Raw genomic sequence first — 21,583 nt, 5'->3', positions numbered from 1 at the left:
ACCTATGAGTGGAAAGAATATCCTGATATTGGCCAAGAAGCAAAAGCAGTCAACCGGATGTGCCGTGACTTGTTATACAGCAAGGGGAAAGTGGCGATCCCCTGGGGAAACTCTATTCTTATTCAGGAGCTGGTTGAGGACGCCTCAAAACTTGAAGGAGATACCTGGAAATTAGTTAATCTAGGATCTCCACAAGAGATAATTCTAGACTGTGCTGAACCTAACCAGCGAAAAGCACTTGAAAGCATTCAGCGATTGCGCTTGCGAAAAGTTCTAGAATCAAGTGCCCGCAATTCCAAAAATTACGATGTCCAAAAGGGAACTGACAATAGTATTCTGCTCCTGAAAAAAAGCGATCCAGAAATTCAACGTGAGGGTTGGCAAGTGTTTAAGGGTCTCTGTTGTGACGTTAGAGTGGATGCCGCTGCCAATCTCTACCTTGAAGTAGACTGCCAGTACCATTTTCATACTCCGTGGAATTTCCAACAATGGCTTGAGAAATATCCTCATCTGCCCTTTTCTTGGCTGTCCAATACCTATCGAACAAAAGATAATCAATTGCTCCGTTGGGAATATGTGCGCTTAGATCCTGAAGCGTCACCAGACTCAATATTTGTTGCGGGATGCAACAAAACCCTAGCGGAGTATCACCGTGATCAAGGTGCAAAAGAAGACGAAATTACCAAGTCTCAAGTGGTGTATGTCCGCAGGAGAAACAGTAGAAACGATAAGGAAGTGCCCCATCTCTCCTGTCGGCTTACCCCCAGTGTCACTCTAGAAATCCTCAGTGAACTGAGAACTACTGGGGATACCAAATTACAAAGGGCTGTTGATGAGGTGTTCCAAAAAATTCGCATTCCTGTCAAAGACCGGCTAGAAGCTGTTCAAGGTGTTGTGGAATATCTTTGCAAGGAACACTATAAGGTAGCACCTCCCCAAGGACCAGTGCAGAAAACAGGCTATCAGTTGCCCAGTGCTGTTTTTCTCGCCAAGGATGGGCAGATTGTAAAAGGGGTGAATGAGATTTTCAAAAAGGGCTGCGCTCAGGTGGGGGAAGAGACCTTTGGCTTTCTCAACCTCGATCCAACACAGCCCGACTGTCCTCCCCTAATTAAGGAGTGTCTAGATAAGTTGGGCAAAATCCATGGAAAAACCCTCCAACTTATCCCGCTGCAATTGCCCTCGCCATGCCAAGGACTTCCTACGAGTGAGCTTGAACGGCAACAACTTTGGCGCGATTGGGCTGAGGGGGGCAGCGGTAGCGATATCCGCACAGCGTTGGTGATGATGCCTTACTCCTTAGAAAAACAACGCATCCGTGAAGAAGCCCTAGGAGCAGGCATTGCCACCCAATTTTTTACACCTGAAAACATGAACAACAGCAAGGTATGGAATATTATTTTGGGACTGCTGTGTAAAGCGAAGTGGCAACCTGTTTACCTTCAGCTACGCCAAGATTTAGCAGTGGCAGAGCTAATTATTGGTTTTGATGCAGGTACGGATCGCTCCCTGTTCTTTGGTACCTCCGCTTTTGCCATACTTGCCAATGGCCAGTCTTTGGGCTGGGAACTGCCCATCGCGCAGCGGGGTGAAAAAATCAGCGGCGAAGCCATTAAGCAAATCGTTCTCAAACTTGTAGGTAAGTTTCAGAAACACAAGAAATGCGATCCAAAGAAAGTTCTTCTATTGCGCGATGGCTTGGTATGGAAGGAAGAGTTTGAAAGTACAATTCAGGCACTGGAGAAGAAAAACATTCAGGTTGACATTCTCAGCGTGCGCAAAACGGGGGCAGGGCGGGTTGCTCAGGGTAACAACTATGCGGCTGCCCCCAAGGGAACAGTAATTTTCGAGCCTGAAGAACGATCTTTTATTCTCGTGAGTAGTGAGCCCATCAAAAGGAAGACAGATAAACTAGAACTAGGAAGTGCCCGCCCGCTGCAGGTTATTCACGAGTATGGGGACACTCCCCTTGATTTACTGGCAGTACAAACCTATCATTTGGCTCAGCTCCATCCAGCAAGTGCCTTTAGCCATGCCCGCCTACCTTGGGTTTTGCATTTGGCTCACCTCCACAGTCAAGAGTTTGCCCGCATTAAAAACTTTAGTCTCCTAGACTCGATAGATCGCAATAAATTAATCGCGGTTTAATAACCGCAGGTGTCTCTACCTGCGAACTCAAGGTCACAGGGAAGCAGCAGTTCCCCATCCTGAAATCGATTTCCACGTGTGAACGTTACTTGGTTCACCTACTGAGACAATTGTCGAATTAAGAGGTCACCCATTTCCCGACAGCCCACCAGTTTACAGCCCTCCGCCATGAGATCGGCGGTGCGATAACCCTGATCCAAAACGGCAGTGATTGCTTCCTCAATTGCTTGCGCTGCCGCTGGCTGGTTCAGGCCGTAACGCAGCATCATTGCCGCACTCAGCACCATTGCCAAAGGATTGGCCTTATCTTGACCGGCAATATCTGGGGCAGAGCCATGAACTGGTTCAAACAGACCGGGACCGGATTCCCCAAGACTGGCCGAGGGCAGCATACCAATACTCCCTGTGAGCATTGCCGCAATGTCGGAGAGAATATCTCCAAATAGGTTGCTAGTGACAATTGTGTCAAATTGTTTTGGAGCGCGCACTAGCTGCATGGCGGCATTGTCCACGTAAAGGTGCGTTAGCTCTACATCGGGATACTCAGTACTCAAGGCACTCAGGCGATCGCGCCACAATTGGGAAACTTCGAGAACATTGGCCTTATCCACTGAGCACAGTTGTCGCCGCCGCTGGCGTGCCGTTTCAAAGGCCACCCGCCCAATGCGATCAATCTCGCTTGCGGTGTAGGCCATGGTGTTTACCCCCCGCTGCTCACCCGTTTCGGTGGTGAAGATTCCTCGCGGTTGACCAAAGTAAATGCCGCCAGTGAGTTCGCGCACTACCATGAGATCCACGCCGGCAATGACTTCTGGCTTGAGGGAAGAGGCATGCACAAGTTGGGGAAAGATTTTGGCGGGGCGTAAGTTGGCAAATAGCCCCAGACCAGCGCGGAGGGCAAGCAGGCCAGTTTCTGGCCGCAGATGGCGGGGCAAAGTGTCCCACTGGGTGCCGCCAATGGCCGCTAAAAGGACGGCATCGCTTTGGCGGCAGGTGGTCAGGGTTGCTGCTGGCAGCGGTTCCCCCACTGCATCAATGGCAGAGCCACCCACAAGGGCAGGCAAAAAGTCAAACTCCAAGTCAAAGCGGGGGGCGATCGCCTGTAGCACATCGAGGGCAACAGCTGTAATTTCTGGACCAATGCCATCCCCGGCCAAAACCGCAATGCGATATGTGGTTGCCATGCCTGTCTCAAAATCACCGATCTTTTACTCTACACCAGTGGTAGTGACCTAAGTGACCTATTGAACTCAATCCGCGAGATAGCCATCCGGCAGAATCGCCTCCCTCATATCCACAGCACTGAGATCAACCCCATTGAGACTGGCGCCTGTGAGAATTGCTTCAATAAGATTGGCTCCCCGCAAGTCGGCACCACTGAGATTTGCCCCCATTAAGTTGGCACCAATGAGAATCGCTGAACTCAGATCCGCTCCCCGCAATAGTGCTTGGGCAAGGCTCACCCCCCGTAAATCGGCACCCACAAGGTTGGCTTTGTCCAAACAGGCATGGCGTAAATTGGCTTCTTTGAAAGCCACCTCACGGAGATTGGCTTCCTCTAGGCGGGCACGGCGCAAATTCGCCCCGATGAGAATCGCCCGCTCTAGGTTAGCCTGTTGCAAATTGGTGGCACTGAGATTGGCACCGCGTAAATTGGCCTGTACAAGTTGACTTTCCCGCAAAACCGCATCTGCGAGATCGGCACCCCGCAGGTAGGCTTCAGTTAAGTTGGCACGGCTCAGGTTGGCACGCTCTAGCTCGGCAAGGGTGAGATCCGTGAGTGTCAGATTGGCATCCCGTAAAATTGCTTCACTAAGTTGGGCACCAGTGAGGTTGGCCTCACTGAGATCAGCATTGGCAAGGTTGGCACGGGTCAAATCTGCTCCCGTTAAGTTAGCCTCGCGCAGAGACACCCAGCGCAGATCGGCGCTGATTAAAATCACGCCCCGTAGATCAGCCCCCCGCAGATCTGCTTGACTGAGATTGACGCCTGTGAGAATTGCCCCTCGTAAATCAGCGCCTTGCAGGTTGGTACTTTGTAAAGCAGCATCCGTAAGGTCAGCACGGGAAAGGTCAATGCCTGTTAAAATACACCGACTCAGGTTAGCACGGCGCAAATGTATTCCTGCGAAATCGCGATCGCCAACGTGATATCGTTTCAGCAAAACATCTGCTTCCACAGTAAGTGAGTCACTTCCTTAGATCGCATACCCGAGTTGATAGTTGAGAATTCCCTCAATTTTGACCGAATTTACGGTAATGAGATTGATTTTAGGCGAATTCGAGCAATGTAGTGGGTAAATTGATTATCCCGCACATCACTAGTGATGCCTAAAGCAAGAAAGGGCTGGAGCGATCGCGCCACTTCAGGAGCCAGTTGTGGCAAGAGCAAGTTGTTTTGCAATGGGCCTAGATCACTCAAATTTAGGTAGAACTGTGTGCCTTTAGGATCGGGAAGCACAGCCCGGTAGAGGGGAGAGTCAGCCAGGGAGCGCTCAGGGGGGCGACTCATATCCGTCAGAGGCCCCAATGTTAAAAAAAAGGTATTGTTATTGAGCCAACCATGCTGTCCTACAGGGAGGCCGGGGGGAATGCGCCACGTGGTAAGGGGTTGGGGATCGTTTGTTCTTTGTTGGACTTGCCAGCGCAGGCGATCGCGAATTTGGGTATCTAGCTGACTTAGGGCTTGGCTGGCTTGAGAGCGATTGCTGGTCTGAGTTAGAAAGAGCAAGCTAGGAGCATTTCCCAGCGCAGCCATGGGCACAAAAGCAGCGGCAAATTCACCATCCATCCAAGGCACAAAGGCCTGTTGCCAATCCAGTCCTGTGAGATCTTTAACGGTGCTCACAATGGTTTCTCGGAGAGCAGCAGGGGTATTTTGCCATAAATTTCTAAAGGAGCCAGTGCTGTAAAAGGCGAGGGTGGTCTCAGGAACCAGACGAGTCAGCTCACGGCTTCGGCCTTCACTGACAAGGGGTTGATTCTGCTGTGATCGCCAAGTTACTGCTTCCAACTCAATTTGCTCAGGGGTCATGTCGGCTGTGAGCACCATCCCCTGCAGGTCCTGGGGCGGTTTTGGCAGGGTTCCCTCAGGGGCAGCCATCTGACTTGCTAAAAAGGCAGGCAAGTTCAAATAGAGTTCCACCAGCGGACGAGGGTCAGATAGCCCTTTTACTGCCTGTTGGTAGGTGGGCTGGCGGGCAATGCCGCTGTTGCCTTGGGCAGTGGCAATCACCTGCTGCAGGGCACTTTGATGCTGACTCCAGACAATGTAGGCTTTGTCTGCATGCTTGAGGAGGGCGATCGCACCCCTATCGGGGTCAGGGAGGATCCCCTTGGCCTTGAAGATTTTGACGCCATTGATTTCTGTGATGGGTTCGCCAATAACACTTTGCAGGAGTTGCTCCCCCATGGGGAGATTTAGCGTCGGCACAATCCAAGCATAGGGGGGCAGCGGCGATTCCCGAAGCGATTCTGGCGTCATGGGCAAAAGTACTAAGGTAGCCTGGTCGCCAATGAAGGGACGCACATCCTTGAGGTAATCTAGCTGCTCAAGATTGACCCCCGTCGGCGACAAAGGCGCATAGGAGGGATTTAACCAAGGTTGGGTTTGCAATAAGCCACTTTTGGCAAGGGCTTCCCAAGGCTTGGGATCGGTGGGCAGGGTGAGGGTCAGCAAGGCTGTTGGGGGGGCGATCGCCATTCCAGGTGCAATCGGACGTTGACTGAAGCGTTGCCATAGAAAGACCCCGGCTGCGGCGGCTGCGCCGACAATGACAACTGCTACGCCACCCCCAAACCAGGGGCGGAACCGACGGACAGACTGAACTGAGGGCTGAGATTCAATGGTCATTGAGGCTCTCCAACAAGTTCGTACAGTGTAGTGCGCTGACGCGGGGTTCGCCCTAAGGAGCGAATTGCTGCCACAAGATTGGCTGGGCTAACTCCTGTTCCTCCCCGTGCTCCAGCCACTGAAGTGATATGTTCTTCCATCAGCGTTCCCCCCAAATCATTACAGCCCCAATCCAGTGCCATGGTTGCCCCCTCTAGGCCAAGTTTGACCCAACTGGGCTGGTGGTTGACAATCCAAGGTCCCAAAAATAACCGCGCCACTGCCGTCAGTACCAATGTCGGTAATAGCTGTGGCTGGAGGTGTCCTACCCATTGTCGCATTGCCTTGGGAGCAAGTTCCCCGACGTAGGGCAGAAGAATAAACTCCGTAATGCGGGCGGGATAGTTTTGTTCTAAAGCATTTTGCTGAAGTTGCTGTAGGCGTTGGAGGTGAGCCACCTGATCCGCTGGTGTTTCAATGTGGCCGCAGAGCATGGTGCTGGTTGTCCATACCCCCAAGCGATGGGCTGTTTCCACAATCTCAAGCCAAGTGGCGGTGTTAATTTTCTCAGGACAAATTTTTGAGCGCACCCGATCCACTAACACTTCCGCAGCCGTACCGGGCATGGAGTCCACCCCGGCCTGGTGCAGAACGTCAATCACTTGGGCATAGGAAAGGCCGTCTTCACGGGCAATAAATTGAATCTCTTGGGGCGAAAAGGCGTGGAGATGGATACTAGGAAAGGCGGTTTTAATTTCCCGTACGAGGGATTGGTAATAGCGCAACGTAGAGCTGCCTTCCTTAGCGGCTGGATTGAGTCCCCCCTGCATACAGATTTCCGTAACCCCTTGGGTCGCGGCATCCGCAATTTTGGCCAGAATCGTCTCAATGTCGAGCCAGTAGGCATCGGCAGCGGTGGCATCGCGACGAAAGGCACAAAAGCCGCAGTGTTGCTCACAGATATTGGTGAAGTTGATGTTGCGGTTAATCACATAGGTGACGGTATCCCCCACCAGTTGCTGCCGCAAGCGATCGCTGGCGGTTTGCAGTGCCCTGAGTAGGGGGGGCAATGGTTCTTGAGGATCACTGATTGCGGCTAAGGGAAGGGCGGTTGTCAAAAGTGTCAGGGCTTGTTGGGCAGAAATGCCGTTGTTAGCTAGAACCTCCTCCAGCTCGGCGATCGCCACTAGGGTCTGCATGGCATCTACTCCATCTTGAGGAAATTAGGTCACTGTTTCTTTAGCTTAAGGACAGACCTTTTCTAAAATATGGAAGACATCGAAGGGGGAGTTGTGATGGCAGCAGAGGCGGTGGGCATGGTGCAAGTCTTGGGGTACCCGGCAGCCCTTGCTGTGGCCGATACATTGGTAAAAGCTGCTCAGGTCACCCTTGTCAGTTGTGAGGGGATTGGTGCAGGCTATTGGACAGTGGTGATTCGAGGAGAGGTGGCGGACGTGAATGCAGCAGTTCGAGCGGCGCGATCGCTCAGTGGCCACGTGGTTATTTCCCATCAGATTATTGCCCGTCCCGATGGTAATTTGGAACACGTCCTACCAATTGTCACACCTAGCCGGCCACTTGAGGATTTCTTACTTTGAAGTGTTTTGAATCGGTGGTTGAGGTAGGAGTCGTCGCACCGACCGTAGCAGGTTATCAATGGCAGTAGCTGGAATAAAGTGAGCCGCGTTATGCTTTGTTTGAAAGCAGCCTAAGGCAGCCTCCAAATTCCCTTCAGCACCCATCCATTCCCAGAACGGAGGAAAAGCGGTTTGAATCTCCGCTAAATCAATCGTCATTTTGTGGGTTTTGTCGCGCAGAAAGAGTTCAATGTTGCTGTTGACGGTATGGCAATAGTCCAAGCACCCTTCTAAGGGGTCAGCATTGGCTGGTAAGTTTAGCAAAATCCCCTCGCGGTATGCTTTCATCATCTAGATGCCGTACCGTTGGCGGTAGCTGTGGGCAACACTGAGGTCATCCCGCCGCAGGTGAACGTAGTAAGCGCGATCGCCATAGGCTTGATCGAGTCGCCCCAAAAACCAAGAAAGGCGATTGTCCACTTCAATATGGCGATCGGGGTAAGCCAAGCGTGCTTCCCCCAGCAGGGATGTCCGTGACTCATGGGCACTGCTGAAATTGGTGATGAAAGTGCAAGCTTTGGCAAACGTGACCGAACCGCAGCGACCAGTGCAGAGGACAAAAACGTTCATTACCCTAGCGCGATCCTTGCAGTTGCTTCACTTGCTCGGGGGTGAGAATGGTCAGCATTTCGACCCGGGCATCTTGTGTCACCTTCGAAAGCTGTGCTTTTTGCTCCGGCCGCAGGGCAACTGCGTTTATGGCCTCACTCGTGGGTTTCCCCTCTTTGATGGCATTGCGAAAGATGCGCTGTTGATCGCGATCCAAGATTTTGAGGATGCGATCGTTGGTGCGCAGTGTTAGCCGCAGTACAGCCTGTTTTTGCTCAACACTGAGATGGAGTTTTTTCATTTGCTCGGCGGTCAATAGGCCGCCACTGGTTTGAGCCATCACTTGGGGAGAAATGGCTGCAGCGCTGAGGCTCACCCCAAGGGCGATCGCCATCACTAGTTGCGGAATCTTCTTCTCCATTCCTGCACTTACCACTACTGCGATTGCTACCCCTATTCTAGGCTGTCCAAGCCGGATGATTGAGTAGGGCATTGATCACCTGTACCCCCCGCAGTTGATTTGTCAGGGGTAAATGGCCACGAGGGGCACTCAAATCCCAGATAAATTCATGGGGATAGCGCGGCCAACGCTTACCTTGCCGCCAGCCAATTTTCTCCCAGAGGCGATCCCAGTTTTGCCCGCAGCCCAGCCACAGTTGCCGCTGCACTGAATAGCCAAAGCGACCCAGAGAAAACGCAAGCCACAGTTGATCAATAGTTTGCAAATCCACAATTGGGAATTGCTCCACCTCCGTGAAATAGAGCCAGCGGCGTTTTTGCGCCATTGGACCTGCCAGTTCACACAGCTTTTGGCTGGTCAGGCGATCGGCGGCTTCAAAATTTTCAGCCACTAGGAGTTCAGCAAGTTCCCGGTAGTCCACCCCCCGCTCAGAGCGTAGAGGAATGACGCCTTGGGGATAGTCCTGTTGCAAAAACCCATGAATTGTTTCCTCAGGGCTGCGATAGAGAAGACGATAGGCTTGGCCTCGCACCCATAGGGCGGGCGGGGGAGAGAAACTGGCACTGTCTCTCAGGAACTCCTGCAGAAGTTGATAGCCTTCACTGCCCATCGTACTCAGGGTGGTCATGGCAGCCAGTTGGGATTTTTCGTTGCCGTTGTACAACTGCTGCCGTAAATCGGCTAAGGCGGGTTCTGTGGTGACCATGTGCCTAATGACTCCTCCCCGTACAACTCCAAAATGCGCTGGACAATCGCCGTCGTTGAACTGGGAACCTCTACTTGAATGAGTTCAATGCGACCCCCATAGCGTTGGACGGCTGCCGCCTCCGGTAGGGTCTCCAGTTGATAGTCACCCCCCTTGACGTAGATCTCCGGTTGGAGTACCTCAATCAGGGCGGTGGCGGTGCGATCGCTAAATAGCACAACTGCATCTACTGATCGTAAACCAGCCAGCACCTCTGCCCGCTGCTGTTCGGGAATAATTGGCCGTTTTGGCTTTAGGGCAGCCACGGAGCGATCGCTATTTAACCCCACCACTAGGCGCTTGCCAAGGGCACGGGCGGCCGCTAGGTAGCGCACATGACCGGCATGGATGAGATCAAAACAGCCGTTGGTAAACACCAAGGGGCGCCAGTCTTGGGGAGCGGCGCCAATTGCAGCAACAAGAGTGTCAACGGTGTAAAGACAGGGAATCAGGGGAACGCTCCTAGGAAGACTAACTGAGTGTGCCACGAAATAGTCCTTGGGGACGCACCAAGAGCACGGCCATCATGATCCCCAAGGCAACGGCTAGCTTGTATTCAGAGGGAATAAGCAGTGTACTCATCTCTTGAGCAACACCGATAATCAGGGCGCCAGCGATCGCTCCGTAGGGATTGCCAATGCCGCCAAGAATCACACTGGCAAAGAGGGGCAAGATCAAAAACCAACCCATATTTGGTCGTACTGCTGTAATCAGGCCGTACAGACCCCCGGACACACCTGTGAGCACTCCTGCTAGAAGCCAGGTGCACAGCACCACCCACTCGACATCAATTCCCGAAACCCGCGCCAAGTCGAGATCATCGGCCACCGCCCGCATCGCCTTGCCCACTTTCGTGCGTTGGAGGATGAAATGCACAGTGGCAATTGCCATCACCGCCAGAATCATCACAATCACCTTCGAGTAGATAATTCTCACACCCCAAACATCAAGGGCAGGCATCACTGGCAAACGGTAGGTTTGGTTCTCGCTCCCCCAAATAAGAATCACGCCATTGCGCAGCAGAAATGAAAGACCAATAGAAATAATAATCAGCGTCGTTGAAGTTGCGCGGCGATCGCGCATCGGCTGCCACACAAGCTTCTCACTCACAAGCATCAGCCCGGCCGTTCCTAGTCCCCCGATGGCCATTGAGAGCCAAATATCCAGTCCTGTCATATTGGCAGCCAATGTGAGGTAGGCTCCTGCGGTCATCAAATCCCCATGGGCAAAGTTAGGCAGACGCAAAATCCCAAACGTGAGCGTCAGACCAACGGCGGCAAGAGCAATAATACTTCCCACTGCCAAGCCATTAACGAAAAGTTGAATCAGTTGAATATCCATGAACAATTTCGACTAGAATTTTAGAGAGCACAAAATGGACAACGCCTGTTCATAGAATAACGATCAGAGGAACATTTTCACGATACTTTTTCTCTCGTTAGGAAAATGACTCTTCCCCAAGAGGGTTTAAGTCCGAGCGCAAAATTTTATCACACCTTAAACTAACAAAATGTAGCGACAATAACAAATAATAGTACGGATTCCCGAAGTTTCAGGTAGGGATTTACCCCCTTGGTCTTTTGCGGCCAAATTGCGTACCGTTGAGGCAGCCATGCTGCTTGAGTCAATCGCGCGATTAGTACAAGGCAGCGGTGACCAACCGTGTTGTTCGAGGAGACTTGTATGCGCATTGCTCAAATCGCTCCCCTGTGGGAACGGGTACCGCCGCCGGCCTATGGGGGTGTAGAGTTGGTGGTGAGTCTGCTTACGGAAGAATTAGTCAAGCGAGGGCACGAGGTTACGCTCTTTGCCAGCGGTGATTCGGTGACCCAAGCCAAACTGGTTTCTACCTATCCCCAAGCCATTCGCCTCGATCCTAATGTGCAGGAATATGCCGTCTATGAAGCCCTTCAATTAGGAGAGGTCTTTAGTCGCGCCAATGAATTTGATGTCATCCATTCCCATGTAGGCTACGCCGCTTTACCCTATGCTAGCTTGGTGAAAACACCCGTTGTTCACACGCTCCATGGTCGCTTTACGACAGATAATGAACGCATTTTCACCCAATATCGCCATCAAAACTACGTCAGTATTTCCCATTCGCAGCGACAACTTGGAGATCTCAACTACATTGCCACAGTCTATAACGCCATTGCTGTTGAAACCCATCGCTTTTACCCCCAGCCGAGCGATCCTCCCTATCTGGCTTTCCTAGGACGGCTCTCTCCTGAAAAAGGCCCACATCTTGCCATTGAGATTGCCAAACGGGTGGGCATTCCTCTGAAAATGGCAGGCAAAGTGGATCGGGTGGACCGCGACTACTTCAAGGAATTAATTGAACCCCACATTGACGGCCAATTTATCCAGTTCATTGGCGAAGCGAATCATCCAACGAAGAATGCGCTTCTGGGTGGGGCGATCGCCATGCTGTTTCCCATTACGTGGCAAGAACCCTTTGGCCTTGTGATGATTGAATCTATGGCAGCAGGAACACCTGTGGTGGCGATCGCTAAGGGAGCAGCACCCGAAGTCATTGAACAGGGTAAAACCGGTTTCCTCTGTCACTCTGTCGAAGAATGTGTTGCTGCTGTGACCCAAGTGCCGCAATTGGATCGCATGGCCTGTCGAGACTACGTTTGGCAGCGGTTCAGTGTCGAGCGGATGGTGAGTGAGTATGAAGCCGTCTATGAGATAGTTCTTGCCGATGCCTTTGTACAAAATGGACATCGTCGGGGAACACTTGAACTAATTGCTAGCTAGACCAATGCAGCAGTATTTGCTGCGAGTGCTTCTTAGGAGTCGTTATTCAAAAGGTGTATTTATGCAAGGATTATCAACACGTACAGCCAAAAATACTCTGCCGCGCGCCTTTGCCACGCCGCAGCCACAAGTGCCAGCGCGGCAACCCATTGCCCTAATTTCCGTTCATGGCGATCCTGCCGCCGAGGTGGGGCATGAATCTGCGGGGGGTCAAAATGTCTATGTGCGGCAACTGGGGGAAGCTTTGGCAGCGGCAGGATGGCAGGTGGATATGTTTACTCGCAAAATTGACCCCAATGACCCCGATATTATTGAGCACAGCCCCTACTGTCGCACCATTCGCCTTAAGGCAGGGCCGGTGACCTATATTCCGCGGGAAAAGCTCTTTGAGACTTTGCCGAAGTTTGTTGAAGCCTTTAAGGCCTACCATGCCAAATATGGCTATCCCCTGATCCATACCAATTACTGGCTTTCGGGCTGGGTGGGGTGGCAGTTGCGGCAGGATTTAAATTTCCAATGGCTGCACACGTATCACTCCTTGGGGGCAGTGAAATATCAGGTGGCTTCCGAGCAGGCTCAACGGGATGAAACCCGCCTGATGGTGGAAAAAGTGATTCTGGAAAATGCCGATTGTGTCATCGTCACCAGTCCCCAAGAGGAAGCCTACCTGCGACGCTGGGTCTCGCAGGCGGGGCAAACACGTCTGATTCCCTGTGGGACGAATTTGAATCTTTTCTATCCCGTGGCCAATGCCCGCGAGCAACTGAAGCTGTCTGCAGAGGAGCCAATTGTTCTCTATGTGGGGCGCTTTGATCGCCGCAAAGGGATTGAAACACTAGTAACAGCAATGGCTCAAGTTCCCCAAGGACGTCTCCTGCTTGTGGGGGGCAGTAATCCCCAGCGCAGTGATGGTGCCGAACGGCGACGCATTGAAGGATTGGTGCAGGCTTACAACTTGGGCGATCGCGTGACGTTTGTCGGCCAAATTGACCACGAGCGTCTAGCTGTTTACTACAGTGCCGCCAATGTCTGTGTTGTGCCCAGTTACTATGAACCCTTTGGCTTAGTGGCCATTGAAGCAATGGCCTGTGGGACGCCGGTGATTGCCTCTGCGGTTGGCGGTTTGCAATTCACGGTTCTTCCTGAGGAAACAGGATTACTAGTGCCACCTCAGGATGCACCTGCCTTGGCCGCTGCCATTCAACGCATCTTGGCCGATCCAGTGTGGGCACGTACCCTTGGGGAAAATGGCCGTGAGCGAGTGCAAGCCCTCTTTAACTGGGAGGCGATCGCCCTGCAGATGGGACAGCTCTATCGTCAACTCTTTGCTGCCTCCCTCATGGGGAATTCACCCCGCTTAGATACCGTCAAAAATACAGCCTCACTGACAACCGTAACCAAGGCGGTCTTAGCCTCCTAAGACTCTTAATCGACCGGTAGGGCGGCTGAAGGCAGGATAAAGCACCATTTTTCACCGTTATTTTATAGGGTGTGGGGATTGTGTGGATGGATGACGTCGGTCTTGCCGCTCTGCCAATAGGAGGATTGTCCTTGCAGTAAAAGTTTGTTAGATTTTAAGGGCTAATATATCGTTCTGTATCATTTCTAACATCTAATGCTGCGGTGGCGATCGCTTTCTCCCCTCTGGCCTGATGTGGTTCTGGCGGCTCTCGTTTTAGGCCCCCTTTTTGCCCCCTTCTTGGCTGCCAGCAATTTTCTTTTCTTGCCGCAAATTGCCCAGATTATCTACACCATGGGCAATCATGTGTGTCCACAGCCAGATATGGGTCTGATGCTAGCTCCGCCCTGGAAAATGGCGGTGTGCATGCGCTGCTACGGCACCCTTTGCGGGGTTCTGCTGACCCGTTGGTGGATTCAGCGTTCCCCAACCGGCTGTGAATGGTATTGGCTGCCACAGTATGGTCTAAGGGGCTTTTTAGTGGCAACGCTGTTGATGCTTTTTTATCCCTTAGAGTGGGCATTGCAACACTACGGCGTTTGGAGCTACTCCAATTGGGTGGTTTTTCCCTTTGGCGCGATCGCTGGATTGGGCTTGGGATTATTAATCATGCCCCTGCTATATCCCAAGCAGCGCCTTGCCACCTCCCGTTAGGGCGCAAACAACCAAATTTTGGTAGCCTCCGATACAAAAACTAATTAAAGCAACTTTCTACCATAGAGTGTCGCTGCGGTGCGCCCAATACAGTAAGGAGTAATCTATACATGGCAACGCCCCAAGAAATCTTGGATTTGATCCACAGCAAGTACGAGCTAATCGACTTGAAATTTACTGACATGCCCGGTACGTGGCAACACCTGACAGTGCACAAGAGTCAAATTGACGAGCATTCATTTACCGAGGGTGTGCCTTTTGATGGCTCTAGTATTCGTGGTTGGAAAGCCATCAACGAGTCTGATATGGTAATGGTGCCGGATCCAAATACGGCGTGGGAAGATCCCTTCATGAAAGAACCCACCCTGAGCATGATTTGCACCATCAAAGATCCGCGCACCGGAGAACTCTATGATCGCTGCCCGCGCTCCATTGCTATCCGTGCCGTTGAGTATCTAAAGGCAACAGGCATTGGCGATACAGCTTACTTTGGTCCTGAAGCCGAATTCTTTATCTTTGATGACGTTCGCTACGATCAAAATCAAAAATCGGGCTACTACTACATTGACAGCATTGAGGGAAGTTGGAATACTGGCCGCGAAGAAGAAGGGGGTAACCTCGGCTACAAAATCCGTGGTAAGGAGGGCTATTTCCCCGTCGCTCCCACCGACACCCTCCAAGACTTGCGCACAGAAATGCTTTTAACCATGGCCAAGTGCGGTGTACCGATTGAAAAACATCACCACGAAGTGGCCACGGCCGGTCAGTGTGAATTGGGCTTTCGCTTTGGCACACTCATTCAAGCGGCTGACTGGCTGATGACCTATAAATACTGCGTCAAGAATGTTGCCCGCAAGCACGGCAAAGTAGCCACCTTTATGCCCAAGCCCGTCTTCAACGATAACGGTTCGGGAATGCACACGCACCAATCCATTTGGAAAGATGGTCAACCACTCTTTTGGGGAGATGGCTACGCCAATTTGAGTCAAATTGCTCTCTGGTACATTGGTGGTATCCTCAAGCATGCTCCAGCGCTGCTAGCTTTTACTAACCCAACAACCAACTCCTATAAACGACTGGTTCCTGGCTTTGAAGCTCCCGTGAACCTTGCCTATTCCCAAGGCAACCGCTCTGCCTCTGTGCGGATTCCCCTCACGGGCGAAAATCCAAAAGCCAAACGCCTAGAGTTCCGTTGCCCCGATGCGACCAGTAATCCCTACCTTGCTTTTGCGGCAATGCTGTGTGCTGGTATCGATGGCATCAAGAATCAAATTGATCCGGGTAGCCCCCTAGATGTTGATATCTACGATCTCAGCCCTGAGGAACTGGCGAAGATTCCTTCGACCCCCGGTTCACTGATGGCGGCTTTGGAAAACCTGCAAAAGGATCATAGCTTCCTGACAGCGACAGGGGTGTTTAGTGAAGACTTTATCCTCAACTGGATTCAGTACAAGCTGGATACGGAAGTGATTCCCATGTCGCTGCGTCCTCATCCCTATGAATTCACCCTTTACTTTGATGCCTAGGGACATGAACCGCTAGATCGTTACATTTAGAAAGATAACCACCAGAGGCACTCATCAAGGGTTGCCTCTTTTATTTTTTCTGCGGATTCCATTCCGCGGGATATGGGTGTACTTGCAGTTGCCTGGGGCTAGAATTTCTGATAATTTGGAATGTTACTAAAAATTAACATTCCTATACTTAGATGCTATTTTTTAGGAATGTTTTCCCTTGAGAATGAGGTTGTAGGGTCTGATGCTACGTGCGGGAATTGTCGGCCTACCGAATGTGGGCAAATCAACGCTGTTTAATGCGCTTGTGGCCAATGCCAAGGCGGAGGCAGCCAATTTTCCGTTCTGCACGATTGAACCCAATGTGGGGGTGGTGGCAGTCCCCGATGAACGGCTGGAGGTACTGGCAAAAATTTCCCAATCAGCGCAGATCGTGCCGACACGGGTAGAGTTTGTGGACATTGCTGGTTTGGTCAAGGGAGCGAGCAAAGGGGAAGGATTGGGCAATCAGTTTCTTGCCAATATTCGCGAAGTGGATGCTATTGTTCACGTGGTGCGCTGCTTTGAGGATGAAGATATTGTCCACGTGGCAGGACGGGTGAATCCTGTGGAGGATATCGCAGTCATTAACTTGGAACTTGCACTGGCAGATTTGGCGCAAATTGAAAAACGTATAGAGCGCACACGCAAGGCGGCGCGATCGCAAAAAGACGCACAGATTGAACTGACTGCCTTGGAAAAGCTGCTTGAGGTGCTCAATCAAGGACAGCCTGCCCGTCTCTGTCAACTCACGGAGGAGGAAGAAGCCGCGATTCGTTTTCTCGGATTGCTCACCCGTAAGCCGGTAATCTATGCTGCCAATGTTGCTGAGCAGGATCTGGCCACTGGGAATAAATGGACAGCGGCAGTGCAGGAAATTGCTCAGCAGGAGGGGGCAGAGGTGGTGATTGTCTCTGCTCAAGTGGAGGCTGAACTTGTAGATTTACCCGAGAGCGATCGCGCGGAGTATCTCGCCAGTCTTGGTGTCACTGAAGGGGGCTTGCGATCGCTAATTCGCTCGACCTATAGGCTCCTTGGTCTGCAAACCTTCTTTACCACAGGTCCTAAGGAAACCCGTGCATGGACGATTCCCGCTGGTGCCAAAGCGCCCCAAGCCGCAGGTGTCATTCACAGTGATTTTGAGCGAGGCTTTATTCGCGCTGAAACGGTGAGCTATGACGATCTAGTGGCCTGTCAATCCATGACGGTTGCCAAGGAAAGAGGCTTGGTGCGCAGTGAAGGCAAAGACTACGTTGTCCAGGAGGGGGATGTGATGCTCTTCCGCTTTAATGTTTAGCAATTCCTCTTAATTTAATCGCAACCTATAGTAACGTTCCCACAATCGGGTAAACCAAGGGGGGCACAATCAAGGTCATCGCCACCCCTACTGCTGCAATTGCACTGAGGAGAACCGCACCAGCGGCACAATCTTTGGCAATACGGGCAAGATCATGGTATTCCTTGCCAACGGTGAGATCCACCACCGCTTCAAGAGCCGTATTCAGCAGCTCTAACCCCATTACCACAGCAATCGTGAGGAAAATTACTGCCACTTCAACGGGGGGCAGTTTTAGCAAACCACTGAGGGCAATCGCGCTCAAGCCAACTGCGGTGTGAATACGGAAGTTGCGCTGCGTTTGAAAGGCATAAACCACGCCACTCCAGGCATAACGAAAACTCTTCAATAAAGAAGAGGCTATGCGGTGGGAGTGCTGTCGCCTTAGTGCTGTTTTTGCCACCTTTTCGACACAGGCAGTCATTGTTTGCTGCATCATAACACTCCAGTTATTTGCTAATTTACCCATCACACCGAAAATAATTACCCAGTCGCTGAGCTATTTATCCAGTTTTTATCCCTCCTTTGGGATAGGGGGAAAGACGCCATAGAACTCAACCCGTAAATGCTTCCTATTGAAGCACATCTTGCAGCAAAGATTCTCAGTTAGTCGAGGAGAGGGGGTGTCAGTCCGATGGTTTCTAGGCAGCGAGCTTGCTGCACTAGCATTCGGTTCAGGTGCGCTTCATCAGGATGATCCCAGCCCAATAGGTGTAGCAGGCCATGGCAAGCCAGCCAACTCACTTCCGTCAAGAGGGGATAATTTCCCGCCGTGGCTTGCCGTTGTGCGGTTTCAGCAGAAATGACAATGTCACCCAGATATTCAGGTTCCTCAGAGGGTAGGGGCAGGGTCTGATCTCGCGTCGCAAAGGCAAGGACATCCGTCGGGGTGTCGCGATCGCGATATTGACGATTGAGAACTTGAAGTTCGGCGTCGGTTGTCAAGCGCAGCGTCAGCTCATACTCCTTGCCTGCGTTTGGTTCAACCATCCCGATCCAAGTTCCAAACCACAGGTTCCAAGGAAGCGCTGCCACCTCAGAGGGCAGGGAGGGGGCGTGTAGTTCCAAATAGACGGTAACCGTCATTGTTTTTTCTTTGTTCTTACTAACGGGTGAGGTAGGACAAGCCCACCAACAACGCCAACAGACCGATACTGGTGAGGGCAAAATGGGTCAAGGATTTACCCCCCTTGCGCACCATGTTTCGCATGGCCAATTTGACATAACTGGGCTGCTCGGTAGGGGAGGATGTGGATTCTGGGGACTCGCTCATGGAACTGTCGTGATTTGGCTATGTTAGTTTTAACAAATTTTAACAAAAAGTAATTCGGCCTAGTAGCGCGATCGCGGGTGGTGATTGGCCACCGATTGCACCAGCCCTAAACCAATATAGGTTGCCAACAGCGCAGAACGGCCATAGCTGACGAAGGGGAGGGGAATACCTGTCACAGGAAGCAAATTAACTGTCATGCCGATGTTGACCACCACTTGGAACATCAACATGGCGAAAAGGCCGATCGCCAACAGCGAGCCAAAATCATCGCGGGCACTATTGGCAATTTGCAACAGCCGCAGGCCAATCAACCAAAACAGCCCTAAAACCAGCAAGCCACCCAAAAAGCCTAGTTCCTCACCGATGGCCGAAAAAATAAAGTCCGTGTGCTGCTCAGGAATAAACCCCAATTGTGTCTGCGTACCTTGAAACAGCCCCCGCCCCCAGAGGCCACCCGCCCCAATGGCAATGCGGGACTGGATGAGGTGATAGCCCGCCCCTAAGGGATCTTTATCGGGGTCTAGGAACATCAGGAGGCGATCTTTTTGGTAGTCCTTGAGAACGCTCCACAGCAATTGCCCCAGACCTGCCCCCGCAAGATTGAGAACAATGCCGCCGATCGCCCCAATCCAGTCAAGGGGAAGACTTTGCCACGCCACAACCCCCATGGCCAATGTCCAGAGAAACCAAAGCCATAGGTTGAGTCCATAGGGCAGGGGTAGGGCAAAGAGAATGGCCGCCACCAACGGGGAAAGCATGAGCACAATCCAGCCCAAAGGGGCATTTGCCCAGTAGAGCATCCCCAAAGTAATTGCACCAAAGACTAGCGAAGTCCCCAGATCAGGCTCAGCTAAGATCAACCCTAGGGGCAAAACCGTTGCCGCAAACACTCGTAGAATCCCGTTGAGGCCATGGGCCGGAACCCGCTGCAGGAGAGCAGCTTGGGTGAGAATAATGGAGATTTTAGTCAGTTCTGAAGGCTGCAAGTTAAAGCCAGCAATAGGCAGCCAGCTGCGGGCGCCATTGGCTTCAACGCCAAATAGGTTCACAGCCAGTAGGAGGGCACAACTCATGCCATAAACCCACCAGTGCACTGAGAGAAAGACAGAGGTTGGAACGCGGGCTAGCAGAAAAAGTAAAATTGTCCCGATACCAGCGATCGCCAGATGTTGGAAGCCATCCTTTTCGCCAATGTGCAGTTCAGCACTGTGAATGGCCACTGCCCCCAACAGCGTAATCACCCACACCGCAATTAAAAGTACCCAATCGATCCCCCGCCATGGATAAAGCCAAGCAGAGCAGCGGTGTTGCCGTAGCCGAGTCGTCCAAAACATCCTCAAATATCCTTTGTTTGCACTAGGCTTCAGGAGTAGTGGTTGGATCAAAACTCCCATTTTATCCTGAGTCGATCCATGGTTCGGTGGTGACAGCATTGGTCAAGGGGGCAATTTTGGGGCGGCTGCTGGTCTCCCTGCTGCTGAGCACAAGCACTGCGGCAACGTGCCCAGAGTCAACTCCCCACCACTGCCACAGAGCCGCAGATAGGGCATACTGAGGGTAAAGCACCCCAGGATAAGTTTAACTGCCAACATGACCCCTCCTGCGCCGACTTTGGCTCAACTGCCCCTCCCTTTCTATACTGATGGTTCAGGTCCTGTGGCGCCTGATCGCAAGGGGGCGATCGCTCTTGATGCCATCTTTGATGCCACTGGCAACGCGCAGTATATCGGCTATTTTCGGAATGTGCGATTGAGTTTGCTACAACACTTCGTCCATTTTCCCCACCAATGTGACGGCTACAAGGCGATTGCCCTTGAACGTCCCGATCGCCCTTGGCTAGAAATGGTGAAGCAACGGTGGATAGCGGAATTGGGAGTCGTGCCTTTAGGTAACGATTGCGATCGCCCCCAGTGGGAAAATGCCATTGATCTCAAAAAGCAAATGACTGCGGCCGAACGCCCTGCATGGGCAAATGCCGATCCGCCGACCCCGTCAGAACTGCTGAAACAGGCGGCGCAGCGGGTTAAAGCTGCCATTCTCGAACAGTTACGGCAGCGATCGCTACAGGAGCCACTGCTCTTTGGCACCAAACTAAAAGAAAGTGGACGGCTAGACCTCAAATGACGACTTCTCCGCCTCTGACTGCTAGCCAAATCTGGCAAATCAATCAACTCCTGCGCCAAGCAGGACAGCGGGCACGGCAACTGGCACAGCAACCCTTTGAGGTCATTGAAAAGGGACGCCAAGATTTTGTTACTAGTATTGATCGCTTCTTGGATCGGCTGCTGAGTCAGAAATTTCGCGCTTGGTTTCCTGAAGATGGCATCATCAGCGAAGAAAATGCCGCCTCCCAAGCGGTGTTTCAAGAACTGAAAAATCGCTATTGGCTGATTGATCCCCTTGATGGCACCGATGATCTGATTCACCATCGCCAAGGTTATGCCCTAATGGTGGGATTACTGGAGTACTACAGCCCGGTAGCGGGTTGGATCTATGCCCCCAATCTGGATCATCTCTACTACGGTGGTAAAGACTGGGGACTCTTCCAGATGAGCAGTGGTGGGCCGCCTGTCCCGCTGTTACCCGTTTGTCCGCGCTCCCCCAGTGAAAACCATTGCCCGATCATGATTGGCTATCGCGACTACCGCACCTACGGTGAGGCGATTCATCGGCTGTTGCCCCAAGTTCAATTTCGCTTTCTAGGCAGTTTTGGCCTTAAGGTGATCGAAGTGATTTTGGGACGAGCGGGACTCTACCTCTACTTGAACCAGCGGGTCAAGCTTTGGGACACCACAGCTCCCTTGGCTTTAGCTACGGCGGCAGGTTTGGTATGCACGGACTTGCAAGGGAATCCACTGCGCTTTGATGCCAGCGGTTTACAGGGAGAGACCCTTGCCCACCAGCAACCAATTCTCATCGGCTGGCCAGAGTATGTCGCTGCCTTGCAATCGCCCTTGGTGGAGGCGATTACGGCGGTTCAACTGTCCTTTGGCTCTGCTTAGAGTCCCCCTTCAATAGGCTATCGTGGGTCTGGAGTCTGCCGGCAGGTATCCCGATGGGGCGTTGGCGCAGGTGGTTAGATTGAGGATCCCTAGGGGTGCCGCCAGCGCTGCCACTGTTGTAAAAGCCAACGACCCAAACCAATCAGATTTTCTTCTAGCGACAAAAACAGGCGAT

The 21,583-nt window shown here is 52.1% G+C and carries 23 protein-coding genes; 9 read left to right on the top strand and 14 right to left on the bottom strand.

The features are described from left to right. The first annotated feature begins 255 nt into the window (after nt 1-255). A complete protein-coding gene (locus P3X23_RS07915; RefSeq protein WP_300875108.1) occupies nt 256-2,148 on the top strand; it encodes an argonaute PAZ domain-containing protein in 1,893 nt (630 codons plus the stop codon). 98 nt (nt 2,149-2,246) lie between these two features. Here P3X23_RS07915 and leuB read toward each other — a convergent pair whose 3' ends face one another. From leuB to cofH, 4 genes are all read right to left on the bottom strand, one after another. Next, the gene (leuB, locus tag P3X23_RS07910; protein ID WP_300875106.1) at nt 2,247-3,332 is read right to left on the bottom strand and encodes a 3-isopropylmalate dehydrogenase; all 1,086 of its coding nucleotides are present in this window, start codon (nt 3,330-3,332) and stop codon (nt 2,247-2,249) included. A gap of 66 nt (nt 3,333-3,398) precedes the next feature. Further along, nucleotides 3,399-4,313: a pentapeptide repeat-containing protein gene (locus P3X23_RS07905; protein ID WP_300875104.1), complete on the bottom strand. Its 915-nt coding sequence runs from the start codon at nt 4,311-4,313 to the stop codon at nt 3,399-3,401. Between the two features lie 86 nt (nt 4,314-4,399). Further along, nucleotides 4,400-6,001 (bottom strand): DUF3352 domain-containing protein, encoded by a 1,602-nt coding sequence (locus tag P3X23_RS07900; protein ID WP_300875102.1) that lies wholly within the window; start codon nt 5,999-6,001, stop codon nt 4,400-4,402. After that, nucleotides 5,998-7,179: a 7,8-didemethyl-8-hydroxy-5-deazariboflavin synthase subunit CofH gene (gene cofH, locus P3X23_RS07895; protein ID WP_300875100.1), complete on the bottom strand. Its 1,182-nt coding sequence runs from the start codon at nt 7,177-7,179 to the stop codon at nt 5,998-6,000. Before cofH ends, P3X23_RS07900 begins: the two co-directional genes overlap by 4 nt. Nucleotides 7,180-7,248: 69 nt before the next feature. Here cofH and P3X23_RS07890 point away from each other — a divergent pair, with 69 nt between their 5' ends. Next, a complete protein-coding gene (locus tag P3X23_RS07890; RefSeq protein WP_300875098.1) occupies nt 7,249-7,578 on the top strand; it encodes a carbon dioxide-concentrating mechanism protein CcmK in 330 nt (109 codons plus the stop codon). On the opposite strand, the gene P3X23_RS07885 is transcribed toward P3X23_RS07890, so the two are convergent. The 6 genes from P3X23_RS07885 to P3X23_RS07860 are packed head-to-tail and all read right to left on the bottom strand — an operon-like array spanning nt 7,570 to nt 10,712. Then, a complete protein-coding gene (locus P3X23_RS07885) occupies nt 7,570-7,908 on the bottom strand; it encodes a hypothetical protein (protein ID WP_300875096.1) in 339 nt (112 codons plus the stop codon). The genes P3X23_RS07890 and P3X23_RS07885 overlap by 9 nt on opposite strands. Beyond that, complete coding sequence (locus P3X23_RS07880; protein ID WP_300875094.1) at nt 7,909-8,187, bottom strand: hypothetical protein; 279 nt, start codon at nt 8,185-8,187, stop codon at nt 7,909-7,911. A 4-nt stretch (nt 8,188-8,191) separates the two neighbouring features. Then, nucleotides 8,192-8,587 carry a hypothetical protein gene (locus P3X23_RS07875; RefSeq protein WP_300875092.1) on the bottom strand — a complete coding sequence of 132 codons (396 nt, stop codon included), beginning with the start codon at nt 8,585-8,587 and terminating at the stop codon, nt 8,192-8,194. A 37-nt stretch (nt 8,588-8,624) separates the two neighbouring features. Further along, nucleotides 8,625-9,332: a GUN4 domain-containing protein gene (locus P3X23_RS07870; RefSeq protein ID WP_300875089.1), complete on the bottom strand. Its 708-nt coding sequence runs from the start codon at nt 9,330-9,332 to the stop codon at nt 8,625-8,627. Next, nucleotides 9,308-9,820 (bottom strand): D-glycero-beta-D-manno-heptose 1-phosphate adenylyltransferase, encoded by a 513-nt coding sequence (gene rfaE2, locus P3X23_RS07865; RefSeq protein ID WP_367186557.1) that lies wholly within the window; start codon nt 9,818-9,820, stop codon nt 9,308-9,310. Before rfaE2 ends, P3X23_RS07870 begins: the two co-directional genes overlap by 25 nt. Before the next feature lie 22 nt (nt 9,821-9,842). Further along, a complete protein-coding gene (locus tag P3X23_RS07860) occupies nt 9,843-10,712 on the bottom strand; it encodes a branched-chain amino acid ABC transporter permease (protein WP_300875083.1) in 870 nt (289 codons plus the stop codon). A 342-nt stretch (nt 10,713-11,054) separates the two neighbouring features. On the opposite strand from P3X23_RS07860, the gene P3X23_RS07855 reads away from it, so the two are divergent. The 5 genes from P3X23_RS07855 (at nt 11,055) to ychF (ending at nt 17,094) form a co-directional block, all read left to right on the top strand. Further along, on the top strand, nt 11,055-12,131 hold the full coding sequence (locus tag P3X23_RS07855) for a glycosyltransferase family 4 protein (RefSeq protein WP_300875081.1): 1,077 nt from the start codon (nt 11,055-11,057) through the stop codon (nt 12,129-12,131). A gap of 61 nt (nt 12,132-12,192) precedes the next feature. Then, nucleotides 12,193-13,551: a glycosyltransferase family 1 protein gene (locus P3X23_RS07850; RefSeq protein ID WP_300875078.1), complete on the top strand. Its 1,359-nt coding sequence runs from the start codon at nt 12,193-12,195 to the stop codon at nt 13,549-13,551. A gap of 195 nt (nt 13,552-13,746) precedes the next feature. Then, nucleotides 13,747-14,244 (top strand): DUF2085 domain-containing protein, encoded by a 498-nt coding sequence (locus tag P3X23_RS07845; RefSeq protein ID WP_300875076.1) that lies wholly within the window; start codon nt 13,747-13,749, stop codon nt 14,242-14,244. Nucleotides 14,245-14,354: 110 nt separating this feature from the next. Further along, nucleotides 14,355-15,770, top strand: a complete 1,416-nt coding sequence (gene glnA / locus P3X23_RS07840; protein WP_300875073.1) for a type I glutamate--ammonia ligase — start codon at nt 14,355-14,357, stop codon at nt 15,768-15,770. 232 nt (nt 15,771-16,002) lie between these two features. Beyond that, on the top strand, nt 16,003-17,094 hold the full coding sequence (ychF, locus tag P3X23_RS07835; protein ID WP_300875071.1) for a redox-regulated ATPase YchF: 1,092 nt from the start codon (nt 16,003-16,005) through the stop codon (nt 17,092-17,094). 25 nt (nt 17,095-17,119) lie between these two features. Here ychF and P3X23_RS07830 read toward each other — a convergent pair whose 3' ends face one another. The 4 genes from P3X23_RS07830 to rodA form a co-directional block, all read right to left on the bottom strand. Then, nucleotides 17,120-17,572 (bottom strand): diacylglycerol kinase family protein, encoded by a 453-nt coding sequence (locus P3X23_RS07830; RefSeq protein WP_300875068.1) that lies wholly within the window; start codon nt 17,570-17,572, stop codon nt 17,120-17,122. Nucleotides 17,573-17,739: 167 nt separating this feature from the next. Then, a complete protein-coding gene (gene ybeY, locus P3X23_RS07825; protein WP_300875065.1) occupies nt 17,740-18,219 on the bottom strand; it encodes an rRNA maturation RNase YbeY in 480 nt (159 codons plus the stop codon). 19 nt (nt 18,220-18,238) lie between these two features. Next, on the bottom strand, nt 18,239-18,406 hold the full coding sequence (locus tag P3X23_RS07820; protein ID WP_298614792.1) for a DUF3285 domain-containing protein: 168 nt from the start codon (nt 18,404-18,406) through the stop codon (nt 18,239-18,241). Between the two features lie 59 nt (nt 18,407-18,465). Beyond that, nucleotides 18,466-19,740, bottom strand: a complete 1,275-nt coding sequence (gene rodA / locus P3X23_RS07815) for a rod shape-determining protein RodA (RefSeq protein ID WP_300875062.1) — start codon at nt 19,738-19,740, stop codon at nt 18,466-18,468. A gap of 256 nt (nt 19,741-19,996) precedes the next feature. Between rodA and P3X23_RS07810 the strand changes: the two genes are divergently transcribed. Both P3X23_RS07810 and P3X23_RS07805 read left to right on the top strand, forming a co-directional pair. Continuing rightward, nucleotides 19,997-20,530, top strand: coding sequence for a GIY-YIG nuclease family protein (locus P3X23_RS07810; RefSeq protein WP_300875060.1), 534 nt, complete (start codon nt 19,997-19,999; stop codon nt 20,528-20,530). Further along, nucleotides 20,527-21,408: an inositol monophosphatase family protein gene (locus P3X23_RS07805; protein ID WP_300875057.1), complete on the top strand. Its 882-nt coding sequence runs from the start codon at nt 20,527-20,529 to the stop codon at nt 21,406-21,408. Before P3X23_RS07810 ends, P3X23_RS07805 begins: the two co-directional genes overlap by 4 nt. The last annotated feature ends 175 nt before the right edge of the window (nt 21,409-21,583 follow it).

Origin of the sequence: Thermosynechococcus sp. Uc, assembly GCF_029335995.1 — a bacterium.
GTDB lineage: Bacteria > Cyanobacteriota > Cyanobacteriia > Thermosynechococcales > Thermosynechococcaceae > Thermosynechococcus.
The sequence above is the reverse complement of the archived record's forward strand: the minus strand, read 5'-3'. Positions and strand labels throughout refer to the sequence as shown.

Bases quoted from the DNA above. Each gene is read 5' to 3' on its own strand.
- glnA (WP_300875073.1), top strand. From the start codon at position 14,355: ATGGCAACGCCCCAAGAAATCTTGGATTTGATCCACAGCAAGTACGAG.
- ybeY (WP_300875065.1), bottom strand. From the start codon at position 18,219: ATGACGGTTACCGTCTATTTGGAACTACACGCCCCCTCCCTGCCCTCT.
- P3X23_RS07870 (WP_300875089.1), bottom strand. From the start codon at position 9,332: ATGGTCACCACAGAACCCGCCTTAGCCGATTTACGGCAGCAGTTGTAC.
- P3X23_RS07860 (WP_300875083.1), bottom strand. From the start codon at position 10,712: ATGGATATTCAACTGATTCAACTTTTCGTTAATGGCTTGGCAGTGGGA.
- P3X23_RS07830 (WP_300875068.1), bottom strand. From the start codon at position 17,572: ATGATGCAGCAAACAATGACTGCCTGTGTCGAAAAGGTGGCAAAAACA.
- P3X23_RS07885 (WP_300875096.1), bottom strand. From the start codon at position 7,908: ATGATGAAAGCATACCGCGAGGGGATTTTGCTAAACTTACCAGCCAAT.
- P3X23_RS07850 (WP_300875078.1), top strand. From the start codon at position 12,193: ATGCAAGGATTATCAACACGTACAGCCAAAAATACTCTGCCGCGCGCC.
- rodA (WP_300875062.1), bottom strand. From the start codon at position 19,740: ATGTTTTGGACGACTCGGCTACGGCAACACCGCTGCTCTGCTTGGCTT.
- P3X23_RS07880 (WP_300875094.1), bottom strand. From the start codon at position 8,187: ATGAACGTTTTTGTCCTCTGCACTGGTCGCTGCGGTTCGGTCACGTTT.
- P3X23_RS07805 (WP_300875057.1), top strand. From the start codon at position 20,527: ATGACGACTTCTCCGCCTCTGACTGCTAGCCAAATCTGGCAAATCAAT.
- cofH (WP_300875100.1), bottom strand. From the start codon at position 7,179: ATGCAGACCCTAGTGGCGATCGCCGAGCTGGAGGAGGTTCTAGCTAAC.
- P3X23_RS07855 (WP_300875081.1), top strand. From the start codon at position 11,055: ATGCGCATTGCTCAAATCGCTCCCCTGTGGGAACGGGTACCGCCGCCG.
- P3X23_RS07875 (WP_300875092.1), bottom strand. From the start codon at position 8,587: ATGGAGAAGAAGATTCCGCAACTAGTGATGGCGATCGCCCTTGGGGTG.
- P3X23_RS07900 (WP_300875102.1), bottom strand. From the start codon at position 6,001: ATGACCATTGAATCTCAGCCCTCAGTTCAGTCTGTCCGTCGGTTCCGC.
- ychF (WP_300875071.1), top strand. From the start codon at position 16,003: ATGCTACGTGCGGGAATTGTCGGCCTACCGAATGTGGGCAAATCAACG.
- P3X23_RS07845 (WP_300875076.1), top strand. From the start codon at position 13,747: ATGCTGCGGTGGCGATCGCTTTCTCCCCTCTGGCCTGATGTGGTTCTG.
- P3X23_RS07890 (WP_300875098.1), top strand. From the start codon at position 7,249: ATGGAAGACATCGAAGGGGGAGTTGTGATGGCAGCAGAGGCGGTGGGC.
- P3X23_RS07810 (WP_300875060.1), top strand. From the start codon at position 19,997: ATGACCCCTCCTGCGCCGACTTTGGCTCAACTGCCCCTCCCTTTCTAT.
- P3X23_RS07820 (WP_298614792.1), bottom strand. From the start codon at position 18,406: ATGAGCGAGTCCCCAGAATCCACATCCTCCCCTACCGAGCAGCCCAGT.
- leuB (WP_300875106.1), bottom strand. From the start codon at position 3,332: ATGGCAACCACATATCGCATTGCGGTTTTGGCCGGGGATGGCATTGGT.